Genomic DNA, 20,549 nt, shown 5'->3' with positions numbered 1-20,549 from the left:
GCGCGTTCGGGCGTTGGCCCACGACGATGCGGCGCTCGCGAGCTCATTCCACGGCCGAGCCCGGAGCCACGCGTCGGACGATCGGGGTATCGCGGCGTGCGCGCTCCAAGTAGGCGCGTACGGCGTCGTCACCGCGCTGGCGGCGGTAAAGGGCCCTCACCTCGTCGCGCACCTCGCGGAGCGGCGGCGCCTCCGGGGCACGACGGTCCGCCACGCGCAGCCTCACGAGGCCGTCGTCCAGCGGGTGCGGCGGGAGCCACACGCCCACCTCGGCCGCCGACAGCGCGCTCGCCAGAGACGGTCCGACCAGCTCGCGTAGGTCGCGCTCGCTGACCCAGCCTCCCGGGACCGGCAGCGGCGCGTCGTCCAGCAGTTCGCCCTCGGCCATCACGCGTGCGACCGCGTCGGGGCCACGAGCAAAGCGCAGCTCCACGCGCAGCTGCGGCGCGCCCCTCAGCTCGCCGCGGCGCTCCCCGTAGAACCGCTCCAGCTCCGGCTCGCTCGGCTCGCTCAGCTCGGCCTCGCTGGCCAGCAACGCGAGCGCAGCCGCGCTCAGGTCCGCGCGGGTGCGCGGGTCGCGGTGAGGGAGCCCGTGCGACAGCGCGAGCTCCACCAACAGCGCCTCGTCCACCAACCGCTCGAGCACGTGGGCGCGGTCGTCGGGGCGCTGGCCGCCACGCCGGTCGCTGGCGAGCGCGGCGGTGGCGCGGTCGAGCTCGTCCTGGGTGATGACGACGTCGCCCACGCGCGCGGCCGCATGCGCGGGCAGGTCTGTGGGCGCGTCACTCACCCGCACGGTCTCGCCAGCAGCGAGGGCGAGGGCGAGGGCCATCCCGCCGGTCAAGGCCAGCGTGGGCCACGGGGGACGTCGGGTGTCGTCCACGCGCGGGCTACTCATCGGAGGGCGCGCGGGCGGTCCCACCCGCGTTCGCGCCTTCGTCGCCGGTCACGGCGGTGGGGGGCGGCACCAGAGACGCGTCCCAGCGCACGTAGATGGGAGAGGCCCACGCGCGCTCGTTGGAGGGGCCCGCGCAGTCGTCTTCGACGTCGGTGCGGTAGTCGCCGTGGCACGGGCGGCATACACCGCCCTCGCAGCGCAGGCCCCCGGCGTTGATCTCGCTCGTGGTCTCCTGGATGGCGCGCACGTAGTACACGGCATCACGCTCGCCGTAGCCCGGGTCGCTGAAGGTCTGCTCGCACACGGCGCGGCCCGGGGGGCAGGGCAGCACCAGGAAGGGGTCGTCGATCAAGCCCGCGATGGGCTCGTCCTCACGCTCTTGCGGCCGGATGCGCACCACCTCGATGCGCTCGATGCGTCGCCGGCGGTCGCCCGGGTGGTAGCACTCCCCGCGGCACACCCGCTCGAAGCGCGCGCTGCCGAGCGCCTCGATGCGGTCGGGTGGGCAGCCCGCGATCTGTTCGAAGCTCCCCGCGGCACGGACGCGGAACGTGGGCGCCGCGCCGCGGCTCACCACCGACCCCATCGGCAGCGTCCCGTCGCCATCGACGATGTCGAACCACAGCAGGATGCGGTCGCCGCTGGTGCCGTACACCCTGCGCGCGCGCAGCGCCTCCCAGATGGCGTCGCGCGACCTCGCCGTGGCGTGCACGGCGACCAGGCCGCCTGTCATGAAGAACGACGCCTGGCGCTCGAGGTCGACCACTGCGAACGCGGGGATCTCGCTGAGCAGGGTGTCGTCGACCGCGCGCGAGCGCGCCACGCGCTCCGGGGCCGCGCCGAAGATGCGGTCACGGTAGGACTGGTCCACGAAGCCCGAGGCCTCCGTCATCTGCCGCCGGTCGTAGGGCTTGTAGCCGGTGCCGGGGCGTGCGCCGTGGTTGTCGCTGGACGCGATGAAGCCCCACGTCGCGTGCCGCGCCGTTTGCCCCTCTTCGAAGTGCCCGCGCGCGAGCGCGTACTGCACCGACCCCCCGAAGCGCGACATGAACGACGGCTCGAAGCAGTCCGTGCACTGCCCGCAGTTGCCCCACTCCTCGACGGTGGCGCCCGGCACCGTGTGGTGCCCGGCGACGCCTGCGTTGGCGTAGTTCGAGCGCGCCGTCGCGGCCCGCGTTTCGCACTCGGTCTCACTCTCGCCGGCCGCTGCGCAGCGGGCGCGGATCAGCTCGCCCGCCCGATGGCAGCACGGCTCGAACGCGTCGGTGGGCGCCGGGCAGCCGTGGGTTCCATCGTCGTTGCGCAGCACGTGCGGGGTGGGGCGGTACTCCTCCGAGTTGCCGTGCCCGCTGTAGACCTCGACCAGGCCCTGCCGGGGGCTGTCTTGTGCTGGGTCCAGCTGCTTGTCCCACGTGTAGCCCGGGGGCGTGTAGAAGCCCCAGGTGGTGCCGTGCGGGATGACCAGCGCGTCGAGCCCCCACTCGTCCAGCTTGCGGAACAGCACGGCGGGCGTCTCCGCGTACTCGCGGCACTCGGCCGGCAGGCCGGGTGACGGACCGGTCGGACACGTGTCGAGCGCCATGTTCTCGCGGAAGAACTCGCCGATGTCGAGGTAGGCCTGCCGCTCGCTGAACTCGGTGATGGGGATGCTGACCAACGTGGCGATGCCCCCGGGCGCCGAGAAGGCCCGCTGCAGCAGGCCGCTCGACGCGATGGCGCGCGCCGGGAGCTCTTCCTCGGCCGTCCCGTGGAAGATGACGTTCTTGTGCCCGTAGTGCTCCTCGGGCGTCGTGCCCACCTGCGTCCACTCGAAGCCCGTGAAGGCGACCAGGTCCGGCTCGGTGCCCCCGGCCTCGGCCAGCGCGTTGCAGTCGCGCACGGACTGCTTGGACTCGCGCCACAGGCGCGGCGTGAGCATCTCGGCGTGATCGGTCAGCGCGAAGAAGTCGAGCTGCGAGCAGTGGCGCGCGAAGTCGCACGCGTCGGCGGGTGGGTGCGCGCCTTCGCCCCCCATCAGCGGCAGGGATCGCATGAACGCGTCGGCCGAGAACGTGGTGTGCACGTGCAGGTCGCCGAACAGGATGCGCGTCTGATCCGGGTCGGCCCCCTCGGGCAGCGCCTCGGCGTTGCGCGTGTCGCGCGCGCTCACCACCTCGACGGGCAGCCGCGGGCCGACGATGTCGCCCGCCGTGGGCGCCCTGCCGCCGCCGAAGACGACGTACAGGGCCAGCAGCGTGAGGACGACCGCACCGAGCGCGATCCCGGCACGGCGCTTCCATGTGCGACGGGTCATCCCGCGACGATGCCCGGATTCGACGCTCACCTCAACGGGGACGGCGTCGCCGTGGTGCCCGGCGGCTTCGCGGCACGCCGGACTCCTCGCCGAACCGTCGTCAGCGAGATGGGACGATCACGGGATGTGGCGCGAGAAGGTCACCACCGGGTCCACCTCGGTGGTTCCGTCCAGGATGGCCAGCAGCGCCGCGTCGTCGGACTGCAGCACCGTCCTGATGCCGAACGCGACCGCGTAGGTGTGCGTGATCGGGAGGCTCGTGGTCAGCGGCAGCGTCTGGCAGCTGAAGGTCCCCGTGAACGACTCGTGGCACGCGCCGTCGAGCTGCACCCAGGTCACGTCTGCGAGCGCGGAGCGGTCGTACAGTGCCATGTCGCCCGCGTCGTTGGTGGGGGTCATGAACAGCATCGGCCCGGTCATGTCGGCGAAGCCCGCGTCGGCCACGCGGTCCGTCCCGACACCGCCGTCGAGCGCGATGGCACCGACGATGCGTGTGTCGGGCACGAACATGCGGAACGCGTCCAGCTCGGCCTCCACACAGTCGGGGGCGCAGCTCGCCTCGATGGTTGTGAGGTCGAGCCCGGCCCCATCCACGAGCCACGCGGTGTGACCGCCGTAGCTGTGCCCTGCGACGAGGACGCGCGACGTGGCGACGTGTCCGGCGAGCGGGTGGGTGCTGGGCAGGTTCTCGATGGCGTCGATCGTGGCGCGCATGTCGTAGGCGCGCACCATGTCGTACTCGAAGGCGCGAGGGAGGATGTTGTCGAGGGCCGTGTTGCCCGTGTGGTCGGGCGCGACGACGATCCAGCCGTTGCGCACGAACTGTCGCGCCAGCCGGAAGTTGCTGCCGCCCCAGGCGCGGTCGCCGTGTGAGTAGACCATCAGGGGAGCCTGGCCGCTGGGAACGCGCACGCTCGCGTCCAAGTAGGAGTTGGCGTCTACCGACAGTGCGTTGAAGCGCGTCGAGGTGCCCTCGGTGTCGTTCGTGGCGTACCAGACGTTGAGCCGGATCGTGCGCTCCTCGCCCGTCCCCGGCACCGTGTAGCTGGTCTCGAGGAACTGGAAGCCCGCCACTGGCTCCGCGTCGGTCAGGATGTCCGGTGCGCCCATGTTGACGGGCACCCCTGGGTCGCCCGCGTCGCCGTTGGTTCCGGCGTCGTCGGGTGGCGCGCCATTGCTTCCACCGCAGCCGGGGATGGCGTGCGCCAAGCCAAGCAGCAAGAGCAGCGAGAGGGCCAAGGTGGGACGCGAGAGTCGGACACGACGAGTCGCGCCGTGAGGGGCGGAGGGGCGGAGGGGCGAGCGCATGGACGCCTTGTATCACACCTTTTGGAAGGTGAGAGCGCGCTGCGCCCCCTCACCCTCCAGCCCCACCTGCACCCGGTCACCCGCGTCGTAGCCGCCGCGCAGCATGGCTTCGGCAAGCGGGTCCTGCAGCTCCTTGAGCAGCACCCGCTTGAGTGGGCGCGCGCCAAAGGCCCGGTCGTAGCCCAGCTCCACCAGGTAGCGCTGGGCGTCCTCGGCCACCTCCAGCCCGATGCGCCGGTGCCCCAGCATCTTGCCGATGCTGCGCAGCTGGATCTTGGCGATGCCCAAGAGGTCTTCTTCGCTGAGCGGGTTGAAGATGATCACCTCGTCGATGCGGTTCAGGAACTCGGGCTTGAATTGCCGGTGCAGCTCCTCCTCCATCTTCTCGTTGAGCGAGGCGTCGTCCCCCTCGTGGTCCAGGATGAGGTGGCTGCCGATGTTGCTGGTCATGATGACGACCGTGTCCGAGAAGTGCGCCAGCCGCCCCCGGCTGTCCGTCAGGCGCCCGTCGTCCAACACCTGCAGGAGCACGTTGAACACATCGGGGTGGGCCTTCTCCATCTCGTCGAACAGCACCACGCTGTAGGGGCGCTGGCGCACGGCCTCGGTCAGCTGTCCGCCCGCGTCCGAGTCCTTGTAGCCCACCGGCGCACCCAGCAGGCGGGCCACGTTCTGCTTCTCCATGAACTCGCTCATGTCGAGGCGGGTGAGCGACGCCTCGTCGTCGAACAGGAACTCGGCCAGCGCCTTGGCCAGCTCGGTCTTGCCCACGCCCGTGGGGCCCAGGAACAAGAACGAGCCGATGGGGCGCTTGGGGTCACGCATGCCGATGCGACCGCGGCGCACGGCTTTCGCGATGGCGACCACGGCGTGGCTTTGCCCGATGACACGCTCGCCCAGCCGGGCCTCCATCTGCAGCAGCTTCTCGGTCTCCCCCTCGAGCATCTTGGCCACCGGGACACCGGTCCAGGCCGCGACGACGTTGGCCACGTCCTCGGCGTGCACCACGTCGTGTACGACACCGGCGTCCGGGTTGTCCGCCCCCGCCGCGGAGGCCTCCGCGAGCTGCCGCTCCAAGAGCGGGATGGTGCCGAAGCGCAGCTCGCCAGCCCGCGCGTGGTCCTCGCTCGCGCGCACCTGCTCCAGCTCGCGCTCCGCCGCCTGTAGCTCTTGCTTGATGCGTCGCACCTCGGACACGGACGAGAGCTCGCGGCGCCATTGCTCGCGCATAGCCTCCACCTTGGGGCGCAAGGTGGCGATCTCGGCCGCCAGCGCATCGCGGGTGCGGACGCTCTCGGCGTCCTCGTCATTGGCGAGGGACGCATGCTGGATCTCGAGCGCCTCGAGCCGGCGGAGCAGCGCATCCACCGCGCTGGGGACGCTCTCCATCTCGACCCGTACCTGGGCGGCGGCCTCGTCGATCAGGTCCACGGCGCTCTTCGGCAGCTGCACCCCAGTCACGTAGCGGCGCGCGAACTGGGCCGCGGCCACCAGCGCGGGGTCCTGGATGCGCACCCCGTGATCTGCCTCGAAGCGCCCGACGACGCCGCGTAGCACGGCGATGGCCTCCTCGATGGTGGGCGGCTCCACGGCGATGGCCACGAACCGCTGCAGCAGGGCAGCGCCCTCGTCGTGAGCCTTGCGCACCGTGGCCGGGGTGGCCACGGCGATGGCCCGCAGCTCTCCACGCGCCAGCGCGGTCGCCAGCATCGCGCCAGCGCCGGCCTCCTGCGGACCCAGCAGCGCGCCCAGGTCGGGGATGAACAGGAGAATCTCGCCGCCCGAGTCGCGCACCGTGTCGAGCACCCCCCGCATGCGCTCCTCGAGCTGCCCGCGCATCTTCGCCCCGGCCATCATGGCGCCCATGTCCAGCGCGACGATGCGCTTCTCCTTGAGCATGGTGGGCACGTCGTGCGTCGCGATGCGCATCGAGAGGGCCTGCACGATGGAGGTCTTGCCGATGCCGGCCTCGCCCACGAGGAGCGGGTTGTTCTCGCGCCGCCGCGCGAGCACCTGGAGCATGCGGCGGATCTCCGCATCACGCCCCACGGTGGGGTCGAACTTGCCCTGTGCGGCCAGCCGGGTGAGGTCGCGCCCGAACTCCTCGAGCGGTGCCGCGCTCGTCGTGCTCGTCGCGCCACCGCGTCCGGCGCCGCTCCCCGCGCCTCCCGAGGCCGCCGCCGCGGGGGCCGTCTTGCTGGCGGTCAGCCCCGCACGCAGCACGGGCGCGCTGACCCCCACGGCTTGGAACACGTCGCGCACGGCTCCCGTGGTCTCCTGGGCGCACGCCAGCATCAGGTGCAGCACCGACACGGGGACGCCACCATCGCGAGCGGCTTCGCCCTCCGCCCGCCCGAGCAGGTCCAGCACGCGCGGGGACATGTACGACGTGCCCCCGTCCACCGTGCGCCGGCGCCGAATCAGCAGCTCGGCCTCGACGATGAGGTCCGTGGGGTCCACGTTCAGGCGCTCGATGGCCTGCTGCACGACCGGGCTCTGCTCGAGCAGGATGAACAGGAGGTGCAGGGGCTCCACCTCGGAGTGACGGCGCTCGTCCGCGAGGGACTGGGCGGCCGCGATGAGCTTGCGCGCCTCGGGATCGTAGGCTTCGAGGCGGAGCGTCAGGATGGACATGCGCCCGAGGTTCGGTCGCCGAGGGGGGTCCGGTCAAGGGCGCAACGTGGACCTCGCCGTGGCTGGTTGCTCGTGCGCCGTGCAGCTCCCATGATCGCGCCGATGGACGACACCTTCGCCGACGATCAAGAGGTCCTGAACGCGCTCGCTGCCGACGGACACGACCTCGAGAGCCCCATGGTCATCGACTTCTTCATGCTCGCCTCGGACGAGCCCGCCGCGCACGAGATGGCCGAGGTGCTCCGCAAGGCGGGGTACGAGACGGAGATCGAGTACGACGAGCACGGCGGTCACGACCACGAGGACGACGAGGAGGTCGACCACGAGCACGACCCCATCTGGGAGGTGGCCGTCAGCGTCGAGATGGTGCCCACCGCGGCCGAGCTCGCGCGGCTCCAGCGCGAGCTGCAGGAGCTGGTCGCGCCCTTCGGAGGTGAGGCCAACGGCTGGGGCACCGTCGGGAACCTCGAGGACGAGGGCGACGAGGGCCACGACGAGGACTGAGTCCTCGTCGGCTCGCTACGACGGGCGCAGCTCCTGCAGCGCGCCGGTCCGCTCCACGTAGAGGGACACGGACGGGAAGGCCATCTGCCAGCCCTCCCGGTCGAAGCGCTTCTTGATGGCGACGTTCACGTCACTGATCGTCGCCAGGTAGCGGTGCCCGTTGGGGTTCGTCACGAACAGGGCGAACGAGATGTCGAGTGACGAGTCCCCGAACTTGCGGAAGTACACGCGGCCCGTCTCGGTCGTCGCGGGGTGCTCGTCGATGATCTCCTTGATGGCGGCCAGCGCCTGCTCGAGCTCTTCCGTGGTGGTGCCGTAGGTCATGCCGACGCCCCCTTGGTAGCGCCAAGCCCCTTCGAAGCTGTGGTTCACGACGGGCTTCGCGGCGATGTCCTTGTTCGGGATGCGGATGCGCTCACCCGTCATGGTGCGGATGCGACAGGTACGAATGCCCACGTCGATGACGACCCCCTTGTGCCCGTCGATCTCGATCAGGTCGTCCACCTGGAACGGCTGGTCCGTGAAGATGGTGATGGACCCGAAGATGTTGGCGAGCGTGTCTTGCGCCGCCATCGCCACCGCCAGGCCGCCGAGGCCGAGACCGGTCAGTAAAGAGACGACGTCGACGCCCAGGTTCGAGAAGCAGATCAGCAGCGCGAAGGTCCACACGGCGATGCGGAGCGTCTTCTCCACCACCGGGACGATCTGGTCGTCCAGCTTGGACTCGCTGGCCTCGACCCAGGGCACCACCATGCGCTTGTAGATCTCGCTGATCAGCCTGTTGATGGTCCAGGCGCTGAGCATCGTGAGCGCCACCACCAGGGCGTTGCCGATGGTCTGCTCGATGGTCGGGGGAACCTGCAGCAGCTCGACCGAGTAGCGCAGACCGAACAGCAGCACGCCCAGGTAGATGGGGCGACCGAGGGTGTCCACCAGCACGTCGTCGAGCTGCGTGTCCGACTTGTCGGCCAGCGCCTTGAGCTTGACCGAGACCACCCACTCCGACGCTTTGGCGATGAGGACCGTCACCAGCATCGCGCCGAAGAACGCGCCGACGCGCTGCAGCGTCGCTTCGTCGACGGACGTGTTCAACCAGTTGCTGAGTTCTTCCATCATGATGCTCGGCAGGCTTTTATCACGAACTTCCGTGGGGCGCGGAGCTCGCAGCCCTCCTGAGCGCGACCGGGTCCAATCGGTGGCTTCTCGACTCGACTCGCTGGGCGTGTGAGGGCGCTCAGCCGAAGACGACCATGGTCTGGCGGCTGAGGGCTAGGGGGGCGCCGTCGGGGGCCCAGATGGTGGAGGACTGGTTGTGGTAGCCGTCGCGTCCGGCGACCAGCTCGGCGTCGACGCGGAAGCCGGTCATCGGGAGGCGCTCGAGGTCGTGGTCGAGCAGCTCGAGCATCCAGGTGAGCGAGCTGCCGGGTGCGGGGGTGCGCAGCATGGAGAGGCCCAGTGGGGGGATGAAGTCGGACAGCGCGACGAGGAGCGCTTCGCTGCAGGTCGACTCCTCGGGCATCCCCAGCCGCACGCTGGCCGTGGTGGTCTCGGTGCCGCTGAAGGGGAGGGCTCCCGCCAGCCACGTGGCGTCGAAGTGTTGCGTGAAGGTCGGCGTGACCCCGGGCACGAAGCGGAACGGGGTGGGCTTGTCCGACGGCACGCGTGGCTGTGTAGGCGTCACGCGCACCGCCGAGGTCCGGGGCGCACCGAACACCCCTACGAGCAGGGCCAGCGCGTCCTCGTCTCCCGCGGACGACGGGTCGGCGTCCGCGTCGCGTAGCCAGGCCATGACGTGCACGGCGCTCTTCCCGCGGCGCAGCACCCTGGCGCGCGCGATGACACGGGTGCCCGAGGGTGGCGCCAGGAACGTGGTCTGCAGGGAGCGCAGGGGGAGCTCCACGGGGACGAGATCCCGCATGGCGCTCGCGCCGAGCGCGGCTTGGAGGCCCCCGAACACCGCGCGGCCTTGGCGCCAGTCCTCGGGGATGTCCAGGGTGAGGTGACCTTCGGTGCGGTCGGCGGAGGCGAGGAGGTCGGTGAAGCGCATCTGCGCAGCCTGGACCGAAGCCCGCCTCGACGCAGGTCGCGCGCGCTGTCGTCGCGTTGGGTGGCCTGTGGTAGTACGCGCCATGGATCCGGCAGCACCCACGGCCGCGCAGGCCCGCAGCGGGAACACGACCTTGCTGGTGTGCGTGTCCATCGGCCTCGCCGTGTTCATCGCTACCGACGTGGTCGCGTCCCGCTCGGACACGTTCTGGCAGTGGGTGGAGCGGGGGGCGAGCGGTAGCGAGGACGCGGGGGTGGTGCTCGAGGCCCGCGCCTTCGCGCTCGCGCGGGAGTCCCGCCTCGAGGCGCTGGTGATGGGAAGCAGCGTCGCCGACGCCGATTTTTCGCATTCGCTGCTGGCCGAGCGTCTGTCCGTGCCACGCGCTCGCGTGGCGAAGCTGTGGATGCCCGCCATGTCGGACGTGGAGCTCGCCATGCTCTCCCCGCAGGTGCGGGCGCTGCGCCCGGCCCGCGTGTTCGTGCCCGTGACGCCATTCGTCATGCTCGATGGCCTACGCTGGGACCGCACCCGAGCCTACGACCCGTCCATCGCGCTCCGCCTCTTCTCGCCGGCGGAGCTGCTCGCGGACCGCGCCGAGCATGCGTCGCGCGCCTTCGCGTCGGCCAACGTCGTCGTGCGACGCCGAGCCGAGCTGCGGCGTGTGCTGCTCGGCTCACTGCGCGACGTGACGGCCATGCCTCCCGTGGTGGAACGTCCCCGCATCGGTGAGCAGATCCACACCCTCGAGGGCGCCACGCTCGCCGACTTCCGCTGCGACACCGTCCACGCACGCGCCCTGGTGGTGTTCGCCGCGGAGGTACGCGCGGCAGGCGCCCAACTCGTCCTCGCCAGCGCGCCCATCGCGGAGCGCAGCGTGGCAGGCAGCCCCGCGCTGGCGCAGCGCCTCGACGCGTGCCTGAAATCACTCCCCTTGTCGGGGGCCGTGCTGCGTCTCGCCCAGGACCGCCCCCCCTTCGGTCGCCGTGACTTCCGTGACCTGATCCACCTGGGGCGTGCCGCGGCCGAGCGTTTCACCGAATGGGCGGTCGGCGGCGGTGCGCAGCGGCCGGGGGCAACGTCTGGTGACGCCGACGGTCGCGACGAAGACGCCGCGGGCGATCGCCGGCGACGTGGCCACAGGTGGCGCCGTGCGCTTTGACTCGATCGAGTTCCTGGTGTTCTTCGCGGTGGTGCTGGTGCTGCACCGCCTGCTCCCGCCGCGGCGATGGCTGCTCGTGCTCGCGAGCTATGCGTTCTACGCGTCTTGGAACCCGCCGTTCGTGTTGTTGCTCTTGTTCTCGAGCGCGCTCGACTTCATGGTCGGCCGCGCGCTCGGCGCGCTCCCGATCGAGCCCAGCACACACCGTCGGCGCCGCGCGCTGCTGGGCCTGAGCGTCCTCGGGAACCTGGGCGTGCTCGCCTACTTCAAGTACGTCGACTTCGCGCTCGACAACCTCGTCGCCATCGGGCTCGTGGCCGAGACCCAGGTGGCGTCCCTGCGGGTGCATGCGGTGCTACCCCTCGGCATCTCGTTCTACACGTTCCAGACCCTCAGCTACAGCATCGACGTGTACCGCGGGCGCGCGCGCCCCGTGCGCAGCGTGGGCGACTTCCTGCTCTTCGTGAGCTTCTTCCCGCAGCTCGTGGCGGGCCCCATCCTGCGCTCCGAGGAGTTCGTGCCACAGATCCACGATGCGCGACTGCCCGACCGCAAGGCGGTGCTCGAGGGCGTCGAGCTGTGTCTCGTGGGGCTGTTCAAGAAGGCCGTCATCGCCGACAGCTTCGCGAACGTCGTCGACGTGGTCTTCGCGAACCCGGAACACTTCTCGGGCTGGTCACTGCTCGTGGGCTCCTTCTGTTTCAACTGCCAGATCTACTGCGACTTCTCGGGCTACTCCACCATGGCGCGCGGCCTCGCGCGGCTGCTCGGCTACGAGATCCCACGCAACTTCGACTTCCCCCTGCTGGCCACCAACCCGCTGGACTATCGCCGTGGCTGGCACGTGACCATGGGCAACTGGTTCCGCGACTACCTCTACCGGCCCCTCGGCGGCGACCGCGGCGGTGAGTGGAAGACGGCGCGCAATTCCATGATCACGTGGATGGCGTTCGGCCTGTGGCACGGCGCCAGCTGGACCTTCGTGCTCTGGGGCGCGCTGAACGGGCTGCTGCTGGTCGCGTACCGCCTGCTCAAGATGCGGGGCCTGCTGCTGCCCAAGGGGCCCCTCGCCACGGGCGCAGGGTTGGTCGCCATGCCCGTGTTCCTGAGCCTCTCCACCATCGCCTTCCGGGCGCAGGACGTGCGCGGCGCGTTCTCGATGTACCAGCGCATCCTGACCTGGGCCGACGGCGACGTCAGCATCAGCCCGCTCTGGCTCGCCGCCCTCGCGGTCCTCTATGGCATTCATTGGCTCAACCGTCGGTACCAGACGGAGGGCGCGCTCGCGCGCGTCGGTTGGCCCGCCCGCGTCGCGTTCGTTTCGTTCATGGTGTCTGCGCTGTCGCTCGGGGCGGGCTCCGGCGCCCCCTTCTACTACTTCCAATTCTGAGGCATGGCAGTCTGGCCGCGTCGCGGGTCTCCAGGGCTGGTGCCCAGCTCGTGGCGTGCTCAAACGACGACGGGCCCCCAGTCCGGAGGCCCGTGGCGTGCTCGAACGACGACGGGCCCCCAATCTGGAGGCCCGTGGCGTCGTTCATCGGGCGCGCGCAACGCGCGCCGCCGCGCTCAGCGGTCCGAGCCGATGCAGGTCGACCCGAAGTCGACGCGCAGCGCGCCCGCGGAGCCGTTCTGCGGGGTGGTCCCGCCCGCTCCGCCCGTCACGGTCACGGTGCCGGTCACCGTGGAGCTGCCGCCGAACGACGTCACCACCACGTCGTCGGCCGAGCCGCCGTCCGCGCCGCTCGACCCACCGCTGGCGGTGACCGATGCGCTCAGGGTCGCGGGCGTGCCCATCAGGACCGAGCCGTAGAAGCCACCACCGGTGCCCGAGGTGGACGCGCCGCCGTTGGCCGTGACGCTCCCCGCGAGCGATGCCGCCCCGCGCAGCGTGGCGAGGTTGAACTCGCCCGCGTCGCCGCCGTGCCCCGTCGTCCCGTCGCCGCCGTCGATGTCGATCGCGCCATCCACACGGATGCCCGTGGTGACCAGGCTGGGGCTGCAGCCCGAAGGTGCGATGATGGCACCACCGTCACCGCCGATCGCGCCGTCGCCGCCGTGCAGGGTCGCGTCCGCGAGGAACACGAAGTTCTCCAAGGGGCCCTCCGAGAATCCGCCCGGGATGGGCTGCCCCAGCGAAGGAGCGAAGACGATCACCCCACCGTCACCTGCGCTCCCGGTCCCGCCGTTGCCGCCGACCGCGGTCACGTCCGTGTCGAACACGTAGAGGCCGAGGCCGCCGTTGGTGGTACCGCCGTCCGGGACGGACTGCAGGTCACCCGCGTGACCGCCGCCGTCCCCACCCGCGCCGCCGCTCAGCAACGCCGAAGCGTATCCGAGGTAGCGGCTCGCCGAGCCCAGCGTGCCCTGGTTGTAGGTCTCGATGTCGCCGCCGCTGCCGCCGCTCGTCGCGCCGTCGCCGCCGAAGGTCGTGATGTTGCCCGACAGGTCGTAGTGGCGCACGACGGCGAGGCTCTCGAACGCGTAGCCCTCGTCGAGGTACACGTCGCCGCCGGTGCCGCCGCCAGCGCCCGCCGAGTTGCCGCCACGCGTGTCGATCCCACCACTCGTCGCGATCGAGCCCCCGAAGCCAGCGACGAGGTACACGTCACCGCCGTCACCACCGCGGCACGACATGGGGTCGCACGTGCCCGTCTGGACGCCGCCGCGGGTGCGGACGGCGCCGCTGCTGCGCACTTCGAGGGGCGTGCCGTACACACAGTCAGCGCCCAGGCGCACCTCGCCGCCGTCGCCCGCGATGGCCGTGGCGTTGCCGCCATCCGCCGTGATGGCTGCGCCGTTGCAGACGAGCCGGGAGTCGGCCCGCATGAACACGCCGCCGCCGTCGCCGCCATCACCCGCGCTCGCGGTGCCGCCCTGCGTCTGGATGGTCCCCGCGGTGAACGTCTGCGTGCCGGACACGAGCACCACGTCTCCACCGTCTCCGCCCGTCGCGCCGTCGCTCCCGCGCGAGTCGATGCTGCCGAGGGCTACCAGCAGGTTGCTACCTTCGAGGTAGATGTCCCCGCCACCCGCGCCTGCGCCCGAGCCCGACGTGACCACGACCGACCCGTTCTGCAGCAGGAGACGCCCGGCCAACACGGAGAGCCCCGAGCGCCCGGAGCCACCCACGCCAGTCGTCAGCGTCCCCAGCACCTCGAAGTCCGCGTCGGTGACGACCCGCGCCGTCGTTCCGCTGTTCTCGGTCAGCGTCAGCGTCGCGCCCACGGCCACGCGCACGCCCGTGATGCGGACGCCAACGAGGTTGGTCGCGTCCCAGCGCAGCAGCCCATCGAACCCGGGGCGCGTGTAGACCGCGCCGTCCGCCTGGGAGGACTCGCCGTCCGTGTCCACCACGGGGACCACGAGGTCCGACGTCACCTCGAGCCCGTTCGAGCCCAGGTCCGTGGTCACCGTCGGCGCCGAGCACGAGGCATCTGCGGCGCCGGTGGCCGACAGCATGAGGTACGCGTCGATCGTCGCGTTGCTGCTGCGCTCCGACACCCCGCCGCCTTCGCCGCCGCCGCCCGTGCCGCCGCTGCCGCCGTGCGTGTCCAGCACGAAGCTGCCAGCGGGGCCTGTCGGGGGCTGCACGCCCACCACCATCGGGGCGTCGTTGCAGTCGAGGAAGCTGGTGTCCACCTCGCCGTCCTCGAGCGTGGCGTTGCCCGCCGTACCCGAGCCGTCGCCATTGTCGAGTCCGATGTCCAGCCGCCGGCCGCCGTCGGGGCACTCGACGCCGGGGTCCAGGCTGACGGTGCGGACGAGAACGTCGTCCTCGACACCCAGGTTGTTGCCGTTGCAGATGGAGCTGGTCCGGTCGATCTCGGAGTCGCTCAAGACTCCGTCACGGTCGTCATCGACGCCAGTGGAGACCCGCACACCGCCGGTGGGGCAGGTGGGATCGCCGGGGGCGATCGCCGTCACGCTGGGGATGATCGGCGGATCTCCCTCCACGGTGTTGTCACCGCCGCCGCAGCCAAAGGCTGACACGCAGGCGCCGAACGAGACGGTGAAGAGGGCCCCGCGAAGCGTGGGGCGATGGAGGTCGAGGAAAGTGAGTGTAGGACGCATCAAGAGTACTCCTGCGCGAATACTACACGCTCGAACCCTCCGTGTCGCCCCCCCCGATGCGACTATCGCCACCGATGGAACGCGACGAATTCTTGGCCCATCTGCGCACCCTGGGCTCGACGAGGCCCGCCAGCTGGCGTTGGGGGCCACCCTCACGCGGGAGACCTGGATGGATCCCGCCGCAAGTGTCCGTGCTCGCGATCTCCTCACGCTGGCCGCCCTGTGGCTCTCTGCCGTGCGCTCGAAGGACCCGGAAGCCTGAGGGGCCCCCGAGGCTCAGCCGAACTGGGCCATCGCGAACATGGCCGTCACCTTGTCGTTGGTGGCCCGCAGGCGCCGCGCCAGGGTGCGCAGCATGTTGGCCTGGATCGCGAGCGCCAGGTCCCGGTCGGTCCCCAGCAGCATGTCGAGGTCCGCGTACGAGATGGCGTACAGCACGGACGCCTCGTGGGCCATGGCCCGGGCGGCGCGGTTCAGCTCCCGGTCGATGAACTCCATCTCCCCGAAGTAGGCTCCGGGCCGCAGGATGGCGAGCGCCTCTTCCCCGATGCCCGGGACCATCTTGGAGATCCGCACGGAGCCTTCGGCCACCACGAAGATCTCGCTGCCGTCGTCCCCCTCCTCGAACAGGACCTCCCCGTGCTTGAGGTGCCGCTCTTGGGCGATCGAGCGCAGGTGGGCCAGGTGGAGGGGGCCGAGACCGGCGAAGAGGTCGATGGTATTGAGGATGTCGGCGGACATGGCGGTTGCGTCAGCATACCGTGCTGGCCAGATTTCTCCTCTTTTCGCTTGCAGACGTACGCGACACCCTCATAATCCCCGCCCTGCCCGTCTAGGACGCGGCGGCCCAGAACGGATTTTAAAGATGTACGCAGTCATCAAAACGGGCGGAAAACAGTACCGCGTCCAAGAAGGCGACACGGTCCGCGTCGAGAAGCTCGACGGTGAGATCGGTGGCCAGGTCGAATTCGGCGAGGTCCTGATGCTGGGTGGCGAGTCCCCGCGCGTCGGCACGCCGACGGTCGGTGGCGCCAAGGTCGTCGCCAAGATCATCGGCCAGGACCGCGCCAAGAAGGTCATCGTCTTCAAGATGCGCCGCCGCAAGAACTACCGCCGCAAGTACGGTCACCGCCAGCCCTTCACCGAGCTGCGCATCCAGAGCGTCCAAGGCTGAAGCAGGAGGAACTGAGAAATGGCTCATAAAAAGGGACAGGGTTCTTCTCGCAACGGTCGTGACTCCAAGGCGCAGTACCGCGGGGTCAAGGTCTTCGGTGGCGAGACCGTCAACGCGGGCTCCATCCTGGTGCGCCAGGTCGGCAGCACCGTGCACGCGGGCAACAACGTCGGCGTGGGCAAGGACTACACGCTGTGGGCGCGCATCGACGGCGTGGTGAAGTTCGAGCGTCGCGGTCGCACGGCCGGCAAGAAGGTCAGCGTCTACCCGCTGACCGAGCAGGCCGCCGCGGAGTGATCCGGCGGCGCTGGTCGGCCGTCCTCGGTCGCCCGGTGCCCCCAAAGGTGGCATAGTCCGCCGATGCGCGATCACCGACCCAGCCTCACGGCAGCCCTCGTCAGCTTCGGACGGGGGGTCAGCAGACCGGGCATGAGCACCGACCCCTTCGCGGTCGAGCTCTGCCCGTTTCCGTTCCGTCCGTTGCTGAAGGTCTACCAGGCGAGCGACGTGCTGCGTGAACCCGTGCGCTCGGCCTACCGTGTCGTGTCGCTCGGGATGGTGGATCACGTCTCCTTGCGGACCTCGGCCATCGATCGCGCGGTCGGGGGGGCGTTGGCGGACGGGGCCGAGCAGGTGGTGCTGCTGGGTGCTGGGCTGGACGCTCGCGCGCGGCGACTCCCGGCACTCACCGGGCGCCCGGTGTTCGAGGTCGATCATCCGGCCACCCAGCGCTACAAGCGCAAGAAGATGGGCGAGCACGAGGGCCTCTCCTACGTGGCGGTGGACTTCGAGCGCGACGACCTCGGCGAGCGGCTCGCGTCGGCGGGGTTCGACGTCGGCCGCGTGACGACGTGGGTGTGGGAAGGGGTCACCATGTACCTCGCCCCGCTGGCCCGGCTCGAGCAGTTGTCTGCGCCCGGAAGCCGACTCATCGCGACGTATATGGTGCCCGATGCGGTGCCGTTCGGCGTGGTGGGTGCCCACGTGGTTCGTCGGACGTTCGATGCCATCGGCGAGGGGCTCCGCGCGAGCTACGAGCGGGCTGACATGAAGCAGCTGCTCGACCAGCACGGGTTCACGGTGCTGACCGACAGCAACAGCACCGACTGGGCTGCCGCGGCCGACGTGAGTGCTTGGCAGACGGTCGTCATGCGCGGCGAGCGTCTGGTCGTCGCGCGGCGTCGCCCCTGATGTGCACGCTGATCGCGTTCCACCATGGCGCCGGCTCAGCCACTCACGCGGAGGCGACCTCGCGGCACGGAACCTGGGTCGCGGCCAACCGTGACGAACTCTATGCACGACCCTCACGCCCTCCCGAGCGGATCGCCCCCTCCGTCGTGGCCGGCGTCGACGTGTCGCAAGGAGGAACCTGGCTGGGCATGCACGCGGCCGGTCTCTTCGCGGGGCTGACCAACCAACGCAGCTTCGGTCCGCGCGACCCCAGCAAGCGGACGCGCGGCGAGGTCGTGACGGGCGCCCTCGCAGACGGCACGCTCGGCGGCGCCCTCACCCACCTCCGGTCCCTCGACGGACGCGAGTACAACGGCTTCAACCTCCTGGTGGGTGACGGACGAGAGCTGTTCGTTGCCTACGCCCGACCCGACCGGGCGGCGCTCGAGGTGGAGGCGCTCCCCCCCGGCATCCACGTGCTCGGCAATGATCGCCTCGAGTCCCCGACCTTCCCCAAAGCGGAGCGAATCGCCCGCGCCGCTGCGCAGCACTCCGCACGCTACCCGCACGCCCCGCTGGACGAACAGCTGGATCCGCTGCGCACGCTGCTGGCGGACCACACGCAGCCGCCGCTCTCCGAGGTGCGCGTCTCCGTGGACAGCCCGTTCCCGCCCGAGCTGCTGCGGGCGCTAGAGGCCACGTGCATCCACACCTCCCAATACGGAACGGTGTCGTCTGCGCTGCTCGAGTTGGTCCCTGGAGCTCTCCCCCGCTACTGGTTCGCGGACGGACCACCCTGCCGAACCCACTTTCGGGCCGTCCCCGTGGCGGACCTTCTGATACGCTGATACGCGATCCCCGCGCTTTCAATGCATGACCAGTTGGTCGTGTTATATTCGCGACGTGTCTTCGAGGCTCCCCATGCATGACCTACGCTTCCCCCGCTCTTCTCGCGCCACCCGTACGCTTGGCTCGAGTCTGCTCTTGGCCCTGTGTCTGGCGGGGCTCGTGTCCTGTTCGGACCCCGCTCCAGGACAGACGCACGTCCTGCTGATCTCGGAGATGCGCATGGTCCTCGGCCCGGAGCCCGACGGCTCACTGCGGGGCATCGACCTGGACGATCGCGTGGACGACACGCCCTCGCCCGAGACGTGTGGGAAGGTCGACGGAACCGCTCCCGACGGGACGCCGGGGGTCGACAATCAGTTCAGCATCCTGGGCGCCGCAGTGGTTTCTCAGCTCGGGGGCAATGCGGACGCGCTGATCCAGACCTCCATCAACGATGGTCGCCTGCTGGTGCTGCTGGAGCTCACGAACGTCGACGACCTCGAGAATGACGACGACGTGACGGTGCGCATCCACATTGGCAGTGGTCCGGTCGATGTCGGGACGGACGGACGCCCCGAGCCCGGACAGAGCTTCGACATCTCGGCGATGAGCCAGGACATCGAGGTTCGCAACGTGCAGATCGTCGATGGACGCATCGACATCCGCCCGTTCGACATCAACGTCAACGTCGACATCCTCCAGGCCATGTTCCAGCTGACGCTGCTGGACGCCCGAATCGTGCTCGACCTCCACGAGGACGAGTCCGGGTCGGGTGTGCTCGGGGCCGCGGTCGACCGCTTCATGGTGCGCGACATCGTGGCCAACGACGAGGTGTTGATGCCCACCCTGGGCGCGGTCGAGATCCTCCTGCGCGGTCTCGGTGACCTCGCGCCGAATGACATCGGCGGCTGCGACCGCATCTCCGTGGGCATCGACATCGACGTGGTGCCCGCCTTCATCTTGCGCTGATCACCGCTCCGTCGCGCAGCTCCCGAGTCACCTCCCGCCCGTCGACGGTGGCATGACGCCGAGCAACTCGCAGGGCGCGTTGAGCGCGTGGGTAGGCCACGTGGTATGAAGGGGCATGAGCGAGCCCAAGGCGCCGCCCCGTCGTCCCAAGGACGACCTCACGGGCAAACAGCGAAGCTACCTCCGAGGGCTCGCGCACCACATTCAGCCGGTGGTCCAGGTCGGACGGGAAGGGATCACCGACGGGGTGGTGGACGCCGTCACGCGTGCATTGCGCGATCACGAGCTGATCAAAGTGCGCGTGCTCGAGTCCTCACCCGACGAGCGCCGAGAAGCCACGCCGAAGCTCTCCCAGCTGTGCGGTGCTCACGAGGTGGGTCAGCTCGGCCGGGTGGTCATTCTCTACCGCGCCCACGACACCGATCCCGTCATCCGTCTGCCGCGACGCGCTGCCGCGAAGTGAGGCCCCACGAGCGCCTGACTGACCGATACGGCCATGCGCCGACCGGTTGAATTTTATGTCGCGCGTGTGACATAATCCCGTTCATGTGGTCGTGGTTACGCCGCCAACGAGACGCACTCACCCCCGTCATGTTTCGGGTGCGTAACCCAAAGGGCAAGCTCGTGGACGAGGTGGAGGTCGAAGGCGTGTTCGATCGGCGTGCGCGCCTCAGGAGCCGCAAGCGCACGGCGAGCGGTCTGTGCTTGGTTCACTGGCCCGAGGGCTCGCAGCAGCTCGACGTGACGTTCCGTCACAGCGATGGGGAAGCGTCCCTGACGGTCCGCAGCGACCGCAAGGACCCGCATCGCGTGGTCGAGGTCCAGCTGTCGGCGCCCGCCGCGTGAGCGCGCGTGGGTCCGAACGAGGGGCGCGTGACGAGGCGCCTGCACACCCCGAGCTCAGCACGCTGCACCTCGACGGTCAGCGGCTGTATCTGCCCAGCGATCTGCTGGTCGACGCACTCTTGGACGAGCCCGTCCTGGCGGGGCGGCCTCTCGGTGTGGGCCGCTTGTTTTCGCAGTTCGTCGCCGTAGCGCGTCAGACGCCAGGCGTTCGTGTGGCCTTCGGCGACGCAGGCGAGCCCGGCAAGCCGTTCATCCTCAGCCATGTCGTGACGGTGCAAGGCGCACCCCGACGGGTGGTCCTCGAAGGCCAGACCTGCTTCGCGTGTGGGTGGCGAGGGATGACCGGAAACGCGCGGGACTTGGCGCTCTACGAGGGCTGCCCCGACCCGCTCGACCGCGTGCAGGCGGCCATGCGCGAGCCCTCTCTCCCGTGCCCGTCATGCGGCGCGACGCTCACCCGGGCGTGCATCTGGGTGCACACGGTGGCGGACGGTTCGCGCTGACACCGCGGTCGGTCGTCCCCGGAACCACGACGATGCGGCGAGCGCGAGACACGCTGCGCGCCATCCCGACACGAACACACGCTACGCGGACGGGCTGTGGGCGCGCCCCCTCCGCGTCTCGTACGGCGGTCGCGGTCTGACGCGC

Annotated in this window: 19 protein-coding genes; 11 read left to right on the top strand and 8 right to left on the bottom strand. The window is 70.2% G+C overall.

Going from position 1 to position 20,549, the window contains the following annotated elements:
* Positions 1 to 43: 43 nt before the first annotated feature.
* From H6726_31240 to H6726_31225, 4 genes are all read right to left on the bottom strand, one after another.
* Positions 44 to 883 carry a peptidyl-prolyl cis-trans isomerase gene (locus tag H6726_31240; protein MCB9662158.1) on the bottom strand — a complete coding sequence of 280 codons (840 nt, stop codon included), beginning with the start codon at positions 881 to 883 and terminating at the stop codon, positions 44 to 46.
* A gap of 7 nt (positions 884 to 890) precedes the next feature.
* Positions 891 to 3,191 carry a DUF3604 domain-containing protein gene (locus tag H6726_31235; protein MCB9662157.1) on the bottom strand — a complete coding sequence of 767 codons (2,301 nt, stop codon included), beginning with the start codon at positions 3,189 to 3,191 and terminating at the stop codon, positions 891 to 893.
* A 117-nt stretch (positions 3,192 to 3,308) separates the two neighbouring features.
* Complete coding sequence (locus H6726_31230) at positions 3,309 to 4,499, bottom strand: hypothetical protein (GenBank protein MCB9662156.1); 1,191 nt, start codon at positions 4,497 to 4,499, stop codon at positions 3,309 to 3,311.
* 12 nt (positions 4,500 to 4,511) lie between these two features.
* Complete coding sequence (locus tag H6726_31225; GenBank protein ID MCB9662155.1) at positions 4,512 to 7,133, bottom strand: AAA family ATPase; 2,622 nt, start codon at positions 7,131 to 7,133, stop codon at positions 4,512 to 4,514.
* Between the two features lie 102 nt (positions 7,134 to 7,235).
* Here H6726_31225 and H6726_31220 point away from each other — a divergent pair, with 102 nt between their 5' ends.
* Complete coding sequence (locus tag H6726_31220) at positions 7,236 to 7,637, top strand: ribonuclease E inhibitor RraB (protein ID MCB9662154.1); 402 nt, start codon at positions 7,236 to 7,238, stop codon at positions 7,635 to 7,637.
* A gap of 15 nt (positions 7,638 to 7,652) precedes the next feature.
* Here the strand turns inward: H6726_31220 and H6726_31215 are convergent, their stop codons facing one another.
* A complete protein-coding gene (locus H6726_31215; protein ID MCB9662153.1) occupies positions 7,653 to 8,753 on the bottom strand; it encodes a mechanosensitive ion channel family protein in 1,101 nt (366 codons plus the stop codon).
* A gap of 118 nt (positions 8,754 to 8,871) precedes the next feature.
* Complete coding sequence (locus H6726_31210; GenBank protein ID MCB9662152.1) at positions 8,872 to 9,684, bottom strand: thioesterase family protein; 813 nt, start codon at positions 9,682 to 9,684, stop codon at positions 8,872 to 8,874.
* A gap of 82 nt (positions 9,685 to 9,766) precedes the next feature.
* Here H6726_31210 and H6726_31205 point away from each other — a divergent pair, with 82 nt between their 5' ends.
* Together H6726_31205 and H6726_31200 are read left to right on the top strand one after the other, a co-directional pair.
* Positions 9,767 to 10,843, top strand: coding sequence for a hypothetical protein (locus H6726_31205; GenBank protein ID MCB9662151.1), 1,077 nt, complete (start codon positions 9,767 to 9,769; stop codon positions 10,841 to 10,843).
* Positions 10,833 to 12,233, top strand: coding sequence for an MBOAT family protein (locus H6726_31200; protein ID MCB9662150.1), 1,401 nt, complete (start codon positions 10,833 to 10,835; stop codon positions 12,231 to 12,233). Before H6726_31205 ends, H6726_31200 begins: the two co-directional genes overlap by 11 nt.
* Before the next feature lie 176 nt (positions 12,234 to 12,409).
* Here the strand turns inward: H6726_31200 and H6726_31195 are convergent, their stop codons facing one another.
* Together H6726_31195 and H6726_31190 are read right to left on the bottom strand one after the other, a co-directional pair.
* Positions 12,410 to 14,917 (bottom strand): hypothetical protein, encoded by a 2,508-nt coding sequence (locus H6726_31195; GenBank protein MCB9662149.1) that lies wholly within the window; start codon positions 14,915 to 14,917, stop codon positions 12,410 to 12,412.
* A gap of 273 nt (positions 14,918 to 15,190) precedes the next feature.
* Positions 15,191 to 15,655, bottom strand: a complete 465-nt coding sequence (locus H6726_31190; GenBank protein MCB9662148.1) for a cyclic nucleotide-binding domain-containing protein — start codon at positions 15,653 to 15,655, stop codon at positions 15,191 to 15,193.
* A gap of 124 nt (positions 15,656 to 15,779) precedes the next feature.
* Between H6726_31190 and rplU the strand changes: the two genes are divergently transcribed.
* From rplU to H6726_31150, 8 genes are all read left to right on the top strand, one after another.
* The gene (rplU, locus tag H6726_31185; protein MCB9662147.1) at positions 15,780 to 16,088 is read left to right on the top strand and encodes a 50S ribosomal protein L21; all 309 of its coding nucleotides are present in this window, start codon (positions 15,780 to 15,782) and stop codon (positions 16,086 to 16,088) included.
* A gap of 18 nt (positions 16,089 to 16,106) precedes the next feature.
* Positions 16,107 to 16,385 carry a 50S ribosomal protein L27 gene (gene rpmA, locus H6726_31180; protein MCB9662146.1) on the top strand — a complete coding sequence of 93 codons (279 nt, stop codon included), beginning with the start codon at positions 16,107 to 16,109 and terminating at the stop codon, positions 16,383 to 16,385.
* Between the two features lie 132 nt (positions 16,386 to 16,517).
* Positions 16,518 to 17,279 (top strand): SAM-dependent methyltransferase, encoded by a 762-nt coding sequence (locus H6726_31175; protein ID MCB9662145.1) that lies wholly within the window; start codon positions 16,518 to 16,520, stop codon positions 17,277 to 17,279.
* Positions 17,279 to 18,106, top strand: a complete 828-nt coding sequence (locus H6726_31170; GenBank protein MCB9662144.1) for an NRDE family protein — start codon at positions 17,279 to 17,281, stop codon at positions 18,104 to 18,106. Before H6726_31175 ends, H6726_31170 begins: the two co-directional genes overlap by 1 nt.
* Positions 18,107 to 18,161: 55 nt before the next feature.
* Positions 18,162 to 19,055 (top strand): hypothetical protein, encoded by an 894-nt coding sequence (locus H6726_31165; protein ID MCB9662143.1) that lies wholly within the window; start codon positions 18,162 to 18,164, stop codon positions 19,053 to 19,055.
* A gap of 115 nt (positions 19,056 to 19,170) precedes the next feature.
* Positions 19,171 to 19,518, top strand: coding sequence for a ribosome assembly RNA-binding protein YhbY (yhbY, locus tag H6726_31160; protein MCB9662142.1), 348 nt, complete (start codon positions 19,171 to 19,173; stop codon positions 19,516 to 19,518).
* Between the two features lie 137 nt (positions 19,519 to 19,655).
* Positions 19,656 to 19,901, top strand: coding sequence for a hypothetical protein (locus H6726_31155; GenBank protein ID MCB9662141.1), 246 nt, complete (start codon positions 19,656 to 19,658; stop codon positions 19,899 to 19,901).
* The gene (locus tag H6726_31150; protein MCB9662140.1) at positions 19,898 to 20,404 is read left to right on the top strand and encodes a hypothetical protein; all 507 of its coding nucleotides are present in this window, start codon (positions 19,898 to 19,900) and stop codon (positions 20,402 to 20,404) included. The genes H6726_31155 and H6726_31150 overlap by 4 nt, the downstream gene beginning before the upstream one ends.
* The last annotated feature ends 145 nt before the right edge of the window (positions 20,405 to 20,549 follow it).

The sequence above is a fragment of the Sandaracinaceae bacterium genome (assembly GCA_020633055.1).
Lineage (GTDB): Bacteria > Myxococcota_A > Polyangia > Polyangiales > Houyiibacteriaceae > JADJJE01.
The sequence above is the reverse complement of the archived record's forward strand: the minus strand, read 5'-3'. Positions and strand labels throughout refer to the sequence as shown.